12 protein-coding genes are annotated in these 14,546 nt (G+C 55.6%); all 12 read left to right on the forward strand.

Going from position 1 to position 14,546, the window contains the following annotated elements:
• The coding region (locus AC1DIS_RS11440; protein ID WP_477780887.1) for a VapE domain-containing protein at positions 1-540 on the forward strand (540 nt) is incomplete at its 5' end.
• Entirely contained in the window at positions 533-892 is a 360-nt protein-coding gene (locus tag AC1DIS_RS11445) for a PA0613 family protein (RefSeq protein WP_477748783.1), read from the forward strand. The genes AC1DIS_RS11440 and AC1DIS_RS11445, both read left to right, overlap by 8 nt.
• 529 nt (positions 893-1,421) lie before the next feature.
• Positions 1,422-1,754, forward strand: a complete 333-nt coding sequence (locus AC1DIS_RS11450; protein ID WP_477748784.1) for a phage holin family protein — start codon at positions 1,422-1,424, stop codon at positions 1,752-1,754.
• A gap of 528 nt (positions 1,755-2,282) precedes the next feature.
• Positions 2,283-2,885, forward strand: a complete 603-nt coding sequence (locus tag AC1DIS_RS11455) for a terminase small subunit (protein WP_477748785.1) — start codon at positions 2,283-2,285, stop codon at positions 2,883-2,885.
• A gap of 427 nt (positions 2,886-3,312) precedes the next feature.
• The gene (locus AC1DIS_RS11460) at positions 3,313-3,828 is read left to right on the forward strand and encodes an Hcp family type VI secretion system effector (protein ID WP_047601845.1); all 516 of its coding nucleotides are present in this window, start codon (positions 3,313-3,315) and stop codon (positions 3,826-3,828) included.
• 126 nt (positions 3,829-3,954) lie between these two features.
• Positions 3,955-6,861, forward strand: a complete 2,907-nt coding sequence (locus AC1DIS_RS11465) for a type VI secretion system Vgr family protein (protein ID WP_477748786.1) — start codon at positions 3,955-3,957, stop codon at positions 6,859-6,861.
• Between the two features lie 34 nt (positions 6,862-6,895).
• Positions 6,896-7,159 carry a PAAR domain-containing protein gene (locus tag AC1DIS_RS11470; RefSeq protein WP_477748787.1) on the forward strand — a complete coding sequence of 88 codons (264 nt, stop codon included), beginning with the start codon at positions 6,896-6,898 and terminating at the stop codon, positions 7,157-7,159.
• Between the two features lie 116 nt (positions 7,160-7,275).
• Positions 7,276-11,961 (forward strand): RHS repeat-associated core domain-containing protein, encoded by a 4,686-nt coding sequence (locus tag AC1DIS_RS11475; protein ID WP_477748788.1) that lies wholly within the window; start codon positions 7,276-7,278, stop codon positions 11,959-11,961.
• Positions 11,954-12,403, forward strand: a complete 450-nt coding sequence (locus AC1DIS_RS11480) for a hypothetical protein (protein WP_477748789.1) — start codon at positions 11,954-11,956, stop codon at positions 12,401-12,403. Before AC1DIS_RS11475 ends, AC1DIS_RS11480 begins: the two co-directional genes overlap by 8 nt.
• 183 nt (positions 12,404-12,586) lie before the next feature.
• Complete coding sequence (locus AC1DIS_RS11485; RefSeq protein WP_477748790.1) at positions 12,587-12,967, forward strand: JAB domain-containing protein; 381 nt, start codon at positions 12,587-12,589, stop codon at positions 12,965-12,967.
• A gap of 298 nt (positions 12,968-13,265) precedes the next feature.
• The gene (locus AC1DIS_RS11490) at positions 13,266-13,619 is read left to right on the forward strand and encodes a hypothetical protein (RefSeq protein WP_477748791.1); all 354 of its coding nucleotides are present in this window, start codon (positions 13,266-13,268) and stop codon (positions 13,617-13,619) included.
• A gap of 17 nt (positions 13,620-13,636) precedes the next feature.
• Entirely contained in the window at positions 13,637-14,494 is an 858-nt protein-coding gene (locus AC1DIS_RS11495; RefSeq protein WP_477748792.1) for an SAM-dependent methyltransferase, read from the forward strand.
• Positions 14,495-14,546 lie beyond the last annotated feature (52 nt).

Consider the following 14,546-nt stretch of genomic DNA (forward strand, 5'->3'; position numbering starts at 1 on the left):
ACCATGGACGTGCCACGTCAGTGTGTGTTCGTCGGTACTACCAACCAGGACGAGTACCTCAAGGACGCCACCGGCAACCGCCGCTATTGGCCGGTGGCCTGTACCAAGGTCGACGTGGCGTTGCTGCGCGAGATCCGCGACCAGCTCTGGGCCGAAGCGGTGTTCTGCTATGAGGCCGGTGATCTCTGGTGGGTGACCCCGGACGAAGCGCCGATGTTCGCCGAAGCCCAGGACCAGCGTTTTGTCGTGGATGAATGGGAAGGACCGATCCTGACCTGGCTGGAGGAATCGCAGATTGGCGAGACCGCCACCGGCAGTGAGGTGATGAGTCAGGCGCTGAAGCTCGATCCGGGGCACTGGGGTAAACCGGAGCAGATGCGTGTCGGCGCGATCATGCACCGGCTGGGCTGGCGACGGTTCCGTTTGGGCGCTTTGAGCAAGAGCGGTCAACGGCCTTGGGCGTACAAGAAACCCGAGCATTGGGGCAGGGCACCTGCGCTGCAAAGGGACGAGTTCGAGGAGCCTTGCTTCGATGATTAAGGCAATCGATATGGCCCTCAAACAATGGGCGCAGGAGCTGCACAGCGACGAGGTAGCCGCCGGTTACTCGGGCGGCAACATGGTCGCGATGATGATGGAAAGCGGTGGTCAGCTCGTGCGCGGCAGGCGCGGGAGCAGGGTGCCGTTGGAGGCGTCCCTGGACATCGAGCGCATCGTGAAGAAACGCCTCGATCCCGAGCTGATGGCGGTGGTGCAGGTGCATTACTGCCAGCCCGATGCGCCCTTGGCGGCGCGTCTGGCGCGAAGTGGCTGCACCCGCAACGTCTACTACCAGCGCCTGCATGACGCCCACATCGTAGTCGAGCACTTCCTCCTGGGGGAAGCGGCTTGATCGTGGGCCTCCCTCTGGCTTACGCCGTCCCACCGGCCTGCCTCCGTCCCACCGCTTTTTGCGGTGGTGGGACGGGCGCAGGCCGCGTCGTTGTTGGGCTGTCCCACCGTCCCACCTTTTTCATGCCTCCCGCCCGTGTGTGCGTAGCGGGTACAGGTACGCGCGTTTACGCGCACGCGTGCTTTTTAAATTTCTCTCTTTACACGAGAAAGGAGAGATAAAAGTAGGACGGTGGGGCAAAGCCCCATTCTGCGGGGCGTTCAGACGTCCCACCTTGTTTTAAAGAGGTGGGACGCATGGGACGCCACAACAGCAAAAGACAGCCGGGATAGATATTCACCGACATTCGCCAGCCGTTCACCGAGCGTAACCCACACATTCACCGGATGGCATTAAAACGGTCTTGCTGCCACCAGAATCGACCTGTAAAAAGGGGCCATCTTCGATGGGTGCGACCGCAAAGCGCGGCAGGCAACCCACCACCTGACCCGGCCAATGCGCCGGGTCTTTTTGTTTAAGGGGCAGGGCAATGGCGAATGAGCAACAGGCACTGACAGAGATGCCGATCTGGTTGGTGATTGCCCTGTCCCTGGTCGGTGGCGTGTCCGGCGAGATGTGGCGCGCTGACAAGGATGGGGCGCGAGGCTGGGCGTTACTGCGCCGCCTCGCACTTCGCTCCGGCGCCTGCATCGTCTGCGGCGTGTCAGCGATGATGTTGCTGTTCGGCGCAGGCTTGTCGATCTGGACAGCGGGCGCTCTGGGTTGCCTGACTGCGATGGCCGGCGCGGATGTCGCCATCGGCCTGTACGAGCGCTGGGTGGCCAAACGGCTGGACCTGAGCGAGGCCGAGCCGAAGGCATGACCCGGGCAGGTCGGGCGGGGCGCAGATTTTTACGGGTCCTCCCTGAGGGCCGCCCCCTACACGGGTTATCGAACTCGCGGATTCTCTCTAGCTGAAAATTGCACAAGGATGTCCGTCTTTTTTAGGGCGATTCAGACTCGGATCGAGGCCTATCCCCAGTTTTCAATGGGTCCTTCCAGCGATCTGGGGGAATGGGGTAATTCGAACCCCGATCTTTTTGCAGATTCAACCCGCCATAGGGGGTTCCGCTTCCTATTCAGTACCAGGACATGACCATGCCAACGCAATGTGAAATCGCCAACCATCTGGACATGCGCGAGCGCAATGCCCGCGGGGGCGGAGGCGGCCAACTGGAAGAGCCGCGTGCAGGGGAGAGCTGAAAACCGACGGGGACCCTGGAGCTTTTCAACCAACACGGGGTCGGAAACCCGCGGGATCATGTTAGTGGGAGGCCCGCCAGCTTACTGAAATTTCAATCCACTGAAATCTTGAAAGGATTCATTGAAAAGCCGCTGAAAAGGAGGGCTTATGAGCACAGCTACGTACCTGTCAAAGAGCGCCTTCGCTGCGCACATCGGCCGATCACCGAGCTACATCACCTGGCTGAAAGAGAATGGCCGGTTGGTGCTGTCGCCCAATGGCAAGCAGGTCGATGTGCTGGCCACCGAAGCATTGATCCGCGATACCGCTGACCCGAGCAAGACTGCTGTCGCTGCTCGCCACCAACAGGAGCGGCTTCAGCGTGATGTGTACAGCCACGTCGCAGCACAATCTGAGCCGACTATCATGGCTGCGCCGCCGCCCGTTGATCCTGCTCATGGGCAGACTCCAGACTTTCAGAAAGCACGAGCGCATCGCGAGCATTATCTGGCGCGGATGGCTGAGATGGAGTTTCGCAAGGCGCAGGGTGAACTGGTGGAAATCAGCTTTGTGCAAAAGGCCGCTTATGAAACGGCACGCTCACTCAATCACTCGCTGATGAGCCTGTCGCCGCAATTGGCGCCACAACTCGCCGCGCTGTCTGACCCATGGGAGGTGGAGCGGCAACTAACCGCTGCACTACGTCAGCGACTCAACGAAGCGGCTCAAGTGTCCAGCGACGATTTTGGCGTCGTATTGAGCGAGTGCTGAGGATATACCTGGCTTAGGATTTGTTATGGTTTGTGGAAAGTTGTACTTCTGATGTTTGGCCATCTTGAAATGCAGTCATGACCTGGCACCATCAAAATTTCAGCCGTTGAGGTGTTGGGGTGGCCTTTTTTGAAAGTGCGCAACTTCTTGCGCACTTGTTCCGGATATTTCGCTGGATAAATCGCTACAGCCCAAGTAATTCGTGGTCTGTAGCCCAGTGCGCAACTTCTTGCACACCACTGCGCAACTTCTTGCGCACCTCTCAGTGAATTCATACTGAATTCTCACTGTTTCTGCGAAGGAACTCCTCTCAGCCCCCCGATTTACAAGGCTCGAAAAAAGTTGGCATGTTGTTTGATGGCAAATGGCCGCTTCTTAGGTGGTTTCACCTATAACGCACCCACTGATCCAGCAAGGAGAGCATCCCATGGCAACACCAGCGTACATGTCGGTTACCGGCGAAAAACAAGGCCTGATCACTGCCGGCGCCTTCACCGCCGACTCCGTTGGCAACACCTACCAGGAAGGCCACGAAGACCAGGTGATGGTTCAGGCTTTCAGCCACGACGTGATCATCCCGCGTGACCCACAATCCGGCCAGCCAACCGGTCAGCGCGTTCACAAGCCAGTTGTGATCACCAAGGTCTACGACAAGGCTTCGCCTCTGCTGCAAGCCGCTCTGACTTCCGGCGAGCGCATGAGCGAAATCGTTATCCAGTGGTACCGTACTTCGGCTCAAGGTACTCAAGAGCACTACTACACCACCAAACTGGAAGACGCGATCATCGTCGCCATCAACAACAAAATGCACAACTGCCAGGATCCAGGCAACTCGCACTTCACCCACCTGGAAGAAGTGCAGTTCACCTACCGCAAAATCACCTGGACTCACGAAGTATCCGGTACTTCGGGTTCCGATGACTGGCGTGCTCCAGTCGTTTAAACACGGCTGATGGTTGTACCGCCCCGGCCGGGAAGACCGGTCGGGGCGCACTCACCTCTAAAGAATTTTTTGCCAATAGCCCCTTGAGGGCTGTTGCGCGTCGCAGCACTGCGCGAGGAACAAGGGATGTTCTCACCGGCCAACCAGCCTCATTTCAATCTGACCATCGATGGCGCGGACAGCGATTTCCAGGTGCTGTCGTTCACCGGGAAAGAGGCGCTCAATACCCCCTTCGAGTTCGAACTGGAACTGGTCAGTGAGAAGGCCTCGATCAACCTCGAAAGCCTGCTGCACAAACTCGCGTTCCTGCAGCTGTCGCCCAGCGGCACGGGGATTCACGGGCTGATCTACAGCATCGCCCAGGGCGAGGCCGGCAAGCGCCTGACCCGCTACAAAATCTCCCTGCGCCCGCAGCTGTCGTATCTCGCGCATCGAGTCAACCAGCGCATCTTCCAGCAGATGACCGTGCAACAGATCATTAGCAAGGTGTTGGAAGAACACGGCATCCTCGCCAGCGATTACCACTTCCAGCTCAGCGCGATTTATCCCGAGCGCATTTACTGCGTGCAGTACGACGAGTCGGACCTGGATTTCATCCAGCGCCTGTGTGAAGAGGAGGGCATTCATTACCACTTCCAGCACACGTCCAGCGGCCACAAACTGACCTTCGGCGATGACCAAACGCTGTTCCCGAAACTGGCGCCAGTGGCCTATCAGCAGGACTCCGGACTGGTCGCCGACAAACCGGTGGTCAAGCGTTTTGGTTTGCGTCTGGCGACCCGCACCAGTCGCACCACGCGGCGCGACTACGACTTCGTCAAACCGAAAATCGAGCTGGAAAGCGACGCCAAAAGCAGCGCGCAACCGGACCTCGAAGACTACGATTACCCGGGCCGTTTCGTCGATCGCGAGCGTGGTAAACACCTGGCTAATCGCGCATTGGAACGCCATCGCAGCGACTACCGTCTGGCCGAGGGCAACAGCGATCAGCCGATCCTGGTCAGCGGGCATTTCCTCGCCCTGACCGAACACGCCAACCCGACCTGGAACGACCTGTGGCTGCTCACCGAGATCTTCCACGAAGGCAAGCAGCCGCAGGTGCTGGAAGAGTCGGTGACCAGCGACACCACCGACAACAAAAGCGATTTCCACCAGGGCTACCGCAACCGCTTCAGCGCGATCCCGTGGGACGTGCCGTATCGTCCGCCGCTCGACCACCCGAAACCGAAAGTCCTCGGCACACAAAGCGCGGTGGTTTGTGGCCCTGAAGGCGAAGAGATCTACTGCGACCAATACGGCCGGGTGAAGGTGCAGTTCTTCTGGGACCGCGAAGGCAAGCACGACGACATGACCAGTTGCTGGATGCGCGTGGCGTCGAGCTGGGCGGCGGAAACCTTTGGCTCGATCAACATTCCGCGGGTCGGCATGGAGGTGTTGATCACCTTTCTGGAAGGCGATCCCGATCAGCCGCTGATCACCGGTTGCCTGTACCACGGCGCGAACCTGCCGCCGTACAAGCTGCCGGATTTCAAAACCCTGGCCACGGTCAAGAGCAAGGAATACAAGGGCAGCCGCGCCAACGAATTGCGCATCGACGACACCACCAGCGAGATCAGCATTGCGCTGCGCAGTGATCATGGTGCGAGTGCGATCAACCTCGGCTATTTGACGCATCCACGCCCAAGCGGTGGTCAGCCGCGTGGCGAAGGGTTCGAATTGCGCACCGACCGCCACGGCGCAGTGCGTGCCGGTGCCGGTCTGCTGATCACCACCGAGCCGCGTCCGAACGAGTCGAAACATCACAAGGATCTGCCGGAAACCGCCGAACGCCTCGCCACTGCCAGCGACCAGCAGGACGGCTTCGCGGTGCAGGCCAAAGAGCTGCAAGCGCAGGAGGCCGGCGATCAGGACGACGTGGCCAAGGCCTTGCACGCACAGCATCAAGGCGTGCTCGGCAGTGGCCCGGCGAACATGACCGCCAATGAGTTCCCGGAATTCACTGAACCGCATCTGGTACTGGCCAGCCCGGCCGGCATCGCCCTGACCACGCCGCGCTCCAGTCACATCGCCACCGGCGAACACTTGGCGCTGAGCAGCACCGGTCACACCAGTCTCTCCATCGGTAAACGTCTGCTGGCCAGCGCTAGTCGCGGCATGCGCCTGTTCGTGCAGAGCATGGGATGGCGCCTGGTCGCGGCCTCCGGCGACATCGATGTACGTGCGCTCAAGGACAGCATCAACCTGCTGGCCAAACTCAACATCACCGCCAACGCCGACCGCATCACCATCACCGCGAAAACCGAACTGGTGATTCAGGGCGGCGGCAGCGCCACCACCTACAACGCCGGCGGCATCACCCACGCCACCAGCGGCCCGTACACCGCGCACGCGGCGAACTTCGCCTACACCGGGGCGAAAAGTCTCGCTGGGGTGTTCCCGGAACCGCCGAAACCGGGCAAGGGCAATCTGGAATTGTTCAACCAGTACGCTGGGCGTCAGGGCATTAAAGAGGGCGATTACGAAGTCATCGATGCGCTGGGCAAAAGCATCAAGGGCAAGCTCGACGGCAAGGGGTTTGCCAGCGTCGCCGGCGCTGCGCCGGGGCCTGCGCGCGTGCTGTTCGGCAAAGATCCGGCGGACACCTGGAGCGATGGCAGTTACATCGGCAAACCGGAGTGGCCGTTGAATCCGCCGGGGCCTGAAGAGGTGCCGAGTCAGGTGCAGGCTATGGTCGCCAAGGTCTTGCCGAGCAAGAGTTGGGACCTGTTGGAGAAGGGCAAGGACATGGCGCAAACAGGGATGAGTGCGATGCAGAGCGCGCAAGGCGCGATGCAAACAGCACAGCAAGTGAAAGGCGTGGTGCAGGGCGGGGTGGCCGGATTGCCGAAGTTGGCGAGTGCGGCGTTGCCGAGTGCGTCGGGGATTCTGGGGGCGGCGAGCAAGGCGGGCAATTTGCCGAGCCTGCCTGCACCGAGTCTGCCAAAACCTTCCTTGAAAACCCCGGGCCTGTTGGCGGGTGAGATGCTGTCATGACAACGGAAACGATTTCAGTCAAAGGAGTGACGCAATGAAAGACGCTATTCGTTTGGGGGACTCCACCACCCACGGTGGCAAGGTGCTCGAAGCCTTCTCTCAAACCGACCTCAATGGCAAGCCGATTGCCGGGGTCGGTCACAATGTCAGTTGCCCGTTGTGCAAGGGGATTTTCCCGATTGCCGAGGGCAGCAGCACTTACTCCGTCGATGGCACACCTATCGCGCTCGACGGCATGAAAACCGCCTGCGGGGCCGCGCTGATTGCAAGTGGTCCCAAAGGGGCCGTAGTCAGCTGAAGTTCGAATTCACGTTTTGATTCTGTACCTCCAAGAGGCAGGCCTCATACCTGTTTTTGAGAGGTGTTCAACAATTGTGCATAAAGGCTGGGGCTGCTGGCCGGTGAGTTGCTGTCATGACAAATGAAACTGCTGTTGCAAAGAAACGAGAACCGCAGGTTGCGGTCGCTCCTCTCAATACCATCGACATCAAGGATGTCGGTCGCGGGGCGGCGAAGTTTGATGCTTGGCTGCAGTCTCTCAGCGGAGGTGTGGTTACGCTTGAACGGGTCAAAAACGTCGCTGGTGCGTTGCCGGTGGTAGGCAACATCATGGCGTTGGTCGATGCGCTCGGCGACATCGTTACCCTTGCCAAAAGCAAGCAGAGGGAGGTACTGGACTGGGTGAGTCTGGGCATCAACCTGATAGGTGTATTGCCCGCACCGCCTACCATGGCATCGGCGCGGATGACGTTGCGCCCGACGTTATCGCTGGTGCGCCAGGAACTGCGCAATAGCGCAAAGGCGCTATTGGGTGACTCACTGATCGAAGTGCTGATCGGGCATTTGAACGCGACCATCGTTGGCACCATCGACGACTTTGTAAAACAGGCTCAACCCAAGCTTGCGTCAATTCTTGATGATGCCGGAAAGCTTGGACATGACGCTGTCAACGAGATTGCCAAAGGCCTGGAGGCTGTGGTCAATGGCAAGCTCGACGCCAAAGGCGACATGAAGGCTGCAAGTGCAAAAATGAGCGCTGCTGGCAGTCAGTTTCTACATGATCCCAAGGCGTCCATCAGTAATTTTCTTGGCGCTACCTACAGCGCCTACAAGGCTGCGGGAAAGGGTGTGGCCAACAGAGCAGCGAAGAATCTGCTGCCGGAAAATGCCAAGGCATTGGTATTAACCAACACCTCGATGCTGCGCACTTTGGGTGTCGAATTACAAACCCAAATGAAGAAGCTCGGCGATCCTGGCGTCCAGCATTCTATTGGTTGGCTGTTGCAAATGCTTGCCGGCTCCGTGCTTACCTGGCGCAAGCGTCAAGCTCATGGACAAGGTGCAAGTGTCAAACCGGGCACCACCTCCAAAGCTCAGCGCAAGGCGGGTGAAGGGCGTTTGGAAGCAACCAGTCAACAAGCGCCGGCAACCAGTAACTGTAACAGCTGTAAAAACGCGGTTATGCCCGCAACCCAGCACAGCATCAGTTTTGCATTGGGCTCAGAATCACTCAGCCATACCGACTTCAGCTTGCCCGGTTCATTCCCGATAGAGTGGACGCGAACCTACAGTTCACGTCTGGCTGAGTATGACCAAAGTGAACTCGGTGCTCGCTGGATCACAGCGCTGACCACGCGTTTTGATTGCCGTAGTGATGGCGTGACTTTTCACGACGCTGACGGCCGCAGCCATGATTTCCCGCTCCCCAAAATCGGGCTCTCTCACTACGACGCGATTGAAAACATCACGCTGGTAAGGGCCAGCGAGGATCAGTTGGTGCTGTGCCGTGGATTCGAGCGCAAGGAAACTTATCTGTGCCGGGGCCAGCGTTACGTTCTGACGAGCGTTGAGCTGCGCAATGGCGCTGGGATGATGCTGCATTACGAGCATCGTCACGGAAAGGATTCAGTGCTGTCCGACCTGATCACTTACCAGGATGATATTGCAGAGGTTCAGGCCCACCTGGGGACGATGATTGATGGGCAGGGCCGCTTGACCGGACTCTGGGAAATTCGAGACGGTGCGCCTCAACGTCAACTGTGCGCTTATCAATATGGCGACACTGGTGATCTTCTGCTGGCTCAGGATGAGAATGGGGCAAGCCGAGTTTATGAGTATCAGCATCACTTGATTACTCGTTACACGGATCGCACTGGCCGTGGCATGAATCTGCAGTGGCAAGGACAGGATGCAAAGGCTCGCGCTGTGCGCGAGTGGGCGGATGACGGTAGCTTCGACACCCGCCTGGAATGGGACGAAAACATTCGACTGACCTATGTCACCGATGCCCACGGAAACGAAACCTGGCACTACTACGACATCCTTGGCTACACCTATCGCATTCGACATCCGGATGAGCGTTCGGAATGGTTCTTCCGCGATGAGGCCAAGAATCTGATCCGTCATGTTCACGCCAGTGGCAGCGAAGAGCGGTATAGCTACGATGAGCGTGGCAACGTGCTTGAACATATCCGGGCTGATGGCAGCGTAATGCATTACGCCTATGACGATCTGGATCAACTGATCAAAGTCAGTGATGCCGAGGGTGGCCAATGGCAGCGCGCATACGATGATCGTGGCAACCTGATCGAAGCCATCGATCCGCTGGAAAACAAAACCGAATATGCCTACAACTCAGCGGGTTTGGTGACGGGGGTCAAGGACGCCCTTGGCAACGAACAAAAGCTCGATTACAACGATGCCGGCCAATTGGTGGAGTATGTCGACTGCTCAGGGAAAACCAGCTGTTGGGAATACAACGAACGTGGGCAGATGATTTGTTACACGGACGCGGCAGGTAACAGTACCGAGCATGAGTACAAGGCAGGGCACTTGGTGCTCACCAAGCATCCCGACAAAACCGAAGAGCGTTTTCAACACGATGCAGAAGGCCGGCTACTGGCTTATACGGATGGATTGGGTCAGTGCACGAGCTGGAGTTATACCGCGGCCGGTTTAATTGGCGAGCGGGTCGATGCGGGCGAACAGACGTTGCGTTATCACTGGGATCGTTGTGGACGGTTACTGGTGCTGGAAAATGAAAACGAAAAGCGTGCTCAGTTCCAGTATGACTCTCTAGGGCGTTTGTTGCAGGAGACCTGTTTCGATGGGCAAATCACCCGTTATGGCTATGACGCTGTTACCGGGCGACTAGCCAATACCGTCACCGGCAGCAGGCGCATTGCCTGGAGCTTCGATGCCATGGGCCGATTGGCCGAGCGTTCAGCGTCTTTAGGCGATCAAACGCAGCGCGAAAGTTTCGCTTATGACGGCAATGGCAACCTTACCGAAGCCTCCAATGCAGATAGCCGCTTGCAGTGGTTCCATGATGCTGCGGGTAATCTGCTGCGCGAGCACCAACACTATCTGGGGCTGGAGAAGTCGACAATCGCGGTATGGCGACACGAGTACGACGCGTTGAATCAGCGTATCGCCACTATTCGTCCGGACGGGCATAGGGTCAGCTGGTTAACCTATGGGACAGGGCACTTGCTTGGGCTTCGCCTGGACGAGCACGAATTGCTCGGATTTGAGCGTGATGATCTGCACCGGGAAATCGCACGTCATCAAGGCAACCATTTACTTCAAACGCAACAGTGGGATCCGGTTGGGCGACTGCAGCAGCAGATGTTGGGTCGCAGCGATGATAAGACCACTCTGCTAAAACGCGATTATCAATACGACGCGGCCGGCCAGTTGACTGACATCAATGATAGCCGTCGCGGTCCGCTCGCTTATCGTTACGACCCCGTGGGCCGACTGTTGAGTGCTGCCAGCCGACTCGGCACAGAAACGTTCGCATTCGATCCGGCCGGTAATTTGCTGGACAAGGCCAATGAGGAGGATCGGCGTCCGCTGTCTGTAGACGCTCCTCGCAGTAAGCGGCTCGACAATCTTTTGAGAGAGTATGCAGGGACACACTACGAGTACGACGATCGCGGCAATCGGACGCTTCGCTGGCACGAGGGTCGTTACAGTCGAATGCGGTGGGATCTGTTTGACCGTCTAGCGCACTTCGAAGACGGACGTTTGTCCGTTGACTACGCCTATGACGCACTGGGACGGCGTCTGTATAAAAATTCTGTCGCCTATTGTAAACAACGGCCTGAGGCGGGCTCCGAATGGAACCGAAACGAGTATGCACGCAAGCAGCGTGAGCTCGGCTGTGGCTTTACGCTGTATGGTTGGGACGGTGACAACCTTGCGTGGGAAAGCAGTCGTGGTCAGGTCGACGGAGGCCTCGGTCGTACGGTTCACTACATCTATGAACCTGACACTTTTGTTCCCGTTGCTCAGGCGCTTCGACATCAGTTCATTAATCTTTTGACTCAGGTCGAGCACGCTGGCGATTTCAATCTCGAAGAAGATCCGTTGTGGAATTACAGCCCGTCTGCGCAACCTCTGGATGTGTTGGCCTGGTATCAGTGTGACCATCTGGGAACACCTCAGGAGCTGACGGATCAGCAAGGAGATATCGCCTGGAGTGCCCAGTACAAGGCATGGGGTGAAGTTCAAGAAACTCGTTCTCGATTTGCGCAGCAGGTCGGTCTGACCAATCCAATCCGCTTCCAGGGCCAGTATCATGATCCCGAGACCGGGCTGCATTACAATCGTTATCGGTACTACGACCCGCTGATCGGGCGATTTATCGGCAAAGACCCGATCAGTTATGCGGGTGGACTGAATCTTTATGAATATGCGCCAAATCCTGTTAGCTGGGTTGATCCGCTGGGGTTGGCGCGGGACACTGCCAAAAAGGCTGCAGATGCTGCACTGAAAAAGGGTAAGACCACAGGCGCCGCTTCGGAACTACGTACCGGTGGCAAAGTGTTTGTAGGGGTGAGTGGATCGAGATATCCAGTTCATCCCAAGGTCAGGAAAGCCCTAAAAGCTGTGCCGAAGGATCAACGTGAGCCATGGCATGGTAAGTGTGCAGAAATCGAGTGCTTGAGCCGATCCTATGACGCGGGAATGGATCCCGCGGGCGGTACAAGCGAAGCCGTCAATATTGGTACCTCGGGCAAGGGGCATGGAACCGCTAAAAAGGCGTGTCGCTCCTGTAGCTCCGTACTCACAACACTTGGAGTCCACCATGATTAGTCATGAGCAAATCGTTCATTTTTCAGAGCAGTTGAGTAAAGGTAAGGCTGAAGCCGAAGCGGCTCGGAACATAATGAAGTTTATGTGCGCGGGCGTAGGTTTGGTTCTTCAGGACGAAGAAGTGTCCCCAATTGTCAAAAGCGCGTTTGCAGCTGCGCACAAATACTGGTTTGAAGGGGGAAAAAATGAAAAGGAGTTGAATGCTGCCAGAGTTAAATGCTGGGATTTTCTGGAAGCGAAAGGGCGCGATGTCGACATTGAAGATAACGAGGACGCTGCTGTAAGATCTTTATTTTGCGTCATGTATCCTGACAGAGTTTCCGATGAAGATTTCGTGCAAGAGTCTTTTGAGTGGTTTTTTGAGATGATCAACAGGATTGGCGATTTCAGTCAGGCGTTTGAAAAGCTAGCTACGAAAGTAGCCCTCGAGGGAGGAGCCTGACCATAAAAGGCCTAAGCGCTGGCTACCACAACCGAGGTAGCTCAGTAAAAGTGATAGCCATTTACTGGTCTAAAGTCGACATTATCAATCGCATTGGTTTCGCAGGCATAACTGGCTCGTTATTTTTGTCGGTTCTCTACCGTTCACAACGGGCGGGAATCGGCCAAGAGCGGTTAATTGCCAGTGTCTGCTTTGGCCGATAGCGGTCGGTCAAAAGCGGCAACTATCGGCCAAAAGCAGACAAGTCACTCAACACACAGTGCCGCCGTGATCCTTGCTCACAATCATCCTTCTGGAGACACCACCCCAAGTGAACATGACAAAGCGATGACTAATAAATCGAGCGTTCTTTTGGGATATACCGATATGAGGTTTCTGGATCACTTCATCATTGGAAAAGGTGAGCCCTACTCCGTCGTGGAAGCGGGTTTATCCTTTGAAGAGTCAGCTGAAACTGACGAGCAACAAACCTCAAAAGCGCCCATTGGGCGCTTTTCTATTCGTAACCATAGCCATACGGCGGGGAACATTGTCGGTTGCTATAGAAACACAATCATCCAATAGCGAAATGTCTAGAGAGCTATAAATATGCCTCTATAGATTCTGTTAAATCACTTCGCGATTACCTTTATTCCTAAACACCGGATGAGAATGACCGTAGTCTGAGAGTCTATCACTTGTGCAGCGTCAGCAACGGCCGTTCGGTGGTTTGACTATCATTGTTTGCTCCGAGTCAGGTCGCTGCGCCATAACGATCTGACTGGATTTTTCACTGACGGTCGATCCCTTGCACTTCTCAAAAAATGACCTAACGTTAACCAATCAGTAACTGATTGGTGATCAGAAAAAGTAGGAGAGCCTCATGTCTCTAGCATTGACAGACTTTTTAATAGCAGTGTCGGACCCTGCCGAACTGTTAGCTTTTAGAGAAGCGCCTGACAAATACATGTCTAAGGCCGACTTAACTGACGCAGACAAAGAAGCAGTACTAAGCGAGGACAGCAATCGGATCAGATCTCAAGCCAAAACAGCGGATGACTTACTTAACAAAGGTTTAACTAACCGGTTCCCTCACAACCCCGCACTCATTGAGATTGATCCAATGATTGAGGTAACGGTCCATACTCCCCCACAAATAGATCAAACAGCTATTGGGCGCGGAATGTTATTTATCAATGAAAGAGGACAATGGTTTAAAGCTACAAAAATCCTTTAACGAGCAAGGAAAACACAATGTCTAAGGGCTCACTAATTGTTGTTGGAACTGGAATTTCAGTCAGCCATTTGACAATGGAGGCGCGAGGGTGGATATGCTCTTCAGAATGTGTTCTTTATTGTGTTGCAGACGCAGCCACAGAACGTTTGATTTTAAAAATAAATCCCGATGCTGAGTCACTTTATCCTTTCTATGGTGAAGGAAAACCCAGAAAAGAAACCTACAAGCAGATGATCGAACGCACAATGGAATGTGTTCGAAGTGGGAAACAAGTGTGTGTTGCATACTATGGTCATCCTGGAATATTTGTGCATCCCTCACACAAGTCTATCGAAATTGCTCGCAAAGAAGGTTACGCCGCCCGAATGCTACCGGCAGTATCATCTCTTGATTGTCTATTCTGCGATCTCGGATTCGATCCTTCAACAGGATGTCAAGTTTACGAAGCAACAGATCTTTTATTAAGGAAGCGAAAACTGGACATCTTTTCTCATGTAATTGTATGGCAAGTCGCCGCTGTTGGAGATTTAGGCTTTAGTTTTAAAGGGTTTGACTGTAGACATGTCCCTAGCCTGACGGAGTACTTACTTACCCACTACCCAAAAAACCATGAGGTCACGATTTACGAAGCAGCGCAGTTCTCTATATGCAATCCAGTAATCAATACGTTCCGCATTTCCGACCTACCAAATCAAAAGCTTTCAGGTATATCCACCCTCTACATCCCCCCAATAGAAGTAGCACCGATGCATCTCTCGGCACTTGATCAACTTGGACTAAACAACATGCTAGACGGTATACATCTAGTGCCCATAGAGGGCATAACCTCAGCACCCTATCTTATGCCAACGCCAGATATAAATGAAAACCGCTAAATCAAGGTGCCTCACAACAAGACATTCGTATTAAAAACACCTCACTCATCAG

The sequence above is a fragment of the Pseudomonas sp. 05N433 genome (assembly GCF_056396925.1).

Coding starts and splice junctions, on each gene's coding strand:
- AC1DIS_RS11450 (WP_477748784.1), top strand. CDS start 1,422: ATGGCGAATGAGCAACAGGCACTGACAGAGATGCCGATCTGGTTGGTG.
- AC1DIS_RS11470 (WP_477748787.1), top strand. CDS start 6,896: ATGAAAGACGCTATTCGTTTGGGGGACTCCACCACCCACGGTGGCAAG.
- AC1DIS_RS11460 (WP_047601845.1), top strand. CDS start 3,313: ATGGCAACACCAGCGTACATGTCGGTTACCGGCGAAAAACAAGGCCTG.
- AC1DIS_RS11490 (WP_477748791.1), top strand. CDS start 13,266: ATGTCTCTAGCATTGACAGACTTTTTAATAGCAGTGTCGGACCCTGCC.
- AC1DIS_RS11495 (WP_477748792.1), top strand. CDS start 13,637: ATGTCTAAGGGCTCACTAATTGTTGTTGGAACTGGAATTTCAGTCAGC.
- AC1DIS_RS11445 (WP_477748783.1), top strand. CDS start 533: ATGATTAAGGCAATCGATATGGCCCTCAAACAATGGGCGCAGGAGCTG.
- AC1DIS_RS11465 (WP_477748786.1), top strand. CDS start 3,955: ATGTTCTCACCGGCCAACCAGCCTCATTTCAATCTGACCATCGATGGC.
- AC1DIS_RS11480 (WP_477748789.1), top strand. CDS start 11,954: ATGATTAGTCATGAGCAAATCGTTCATTTTTCAGAGCAGTTGAGTAAA.
- AC1DIS_RS11475 (WP_477748788.1), top strand. CDS start 7,276: ATGACAAATGAAACTGCTGTTGCAAAGAAACGAGAACCGCAGGTTGCG.
- AC1DIS_RS11455 (WP_477748785.1), top strand. CDS start 2,283: ATGAGCACAGCTACGTACCTGTCAAAGAGCGCCTTCGCTGCGCACATC.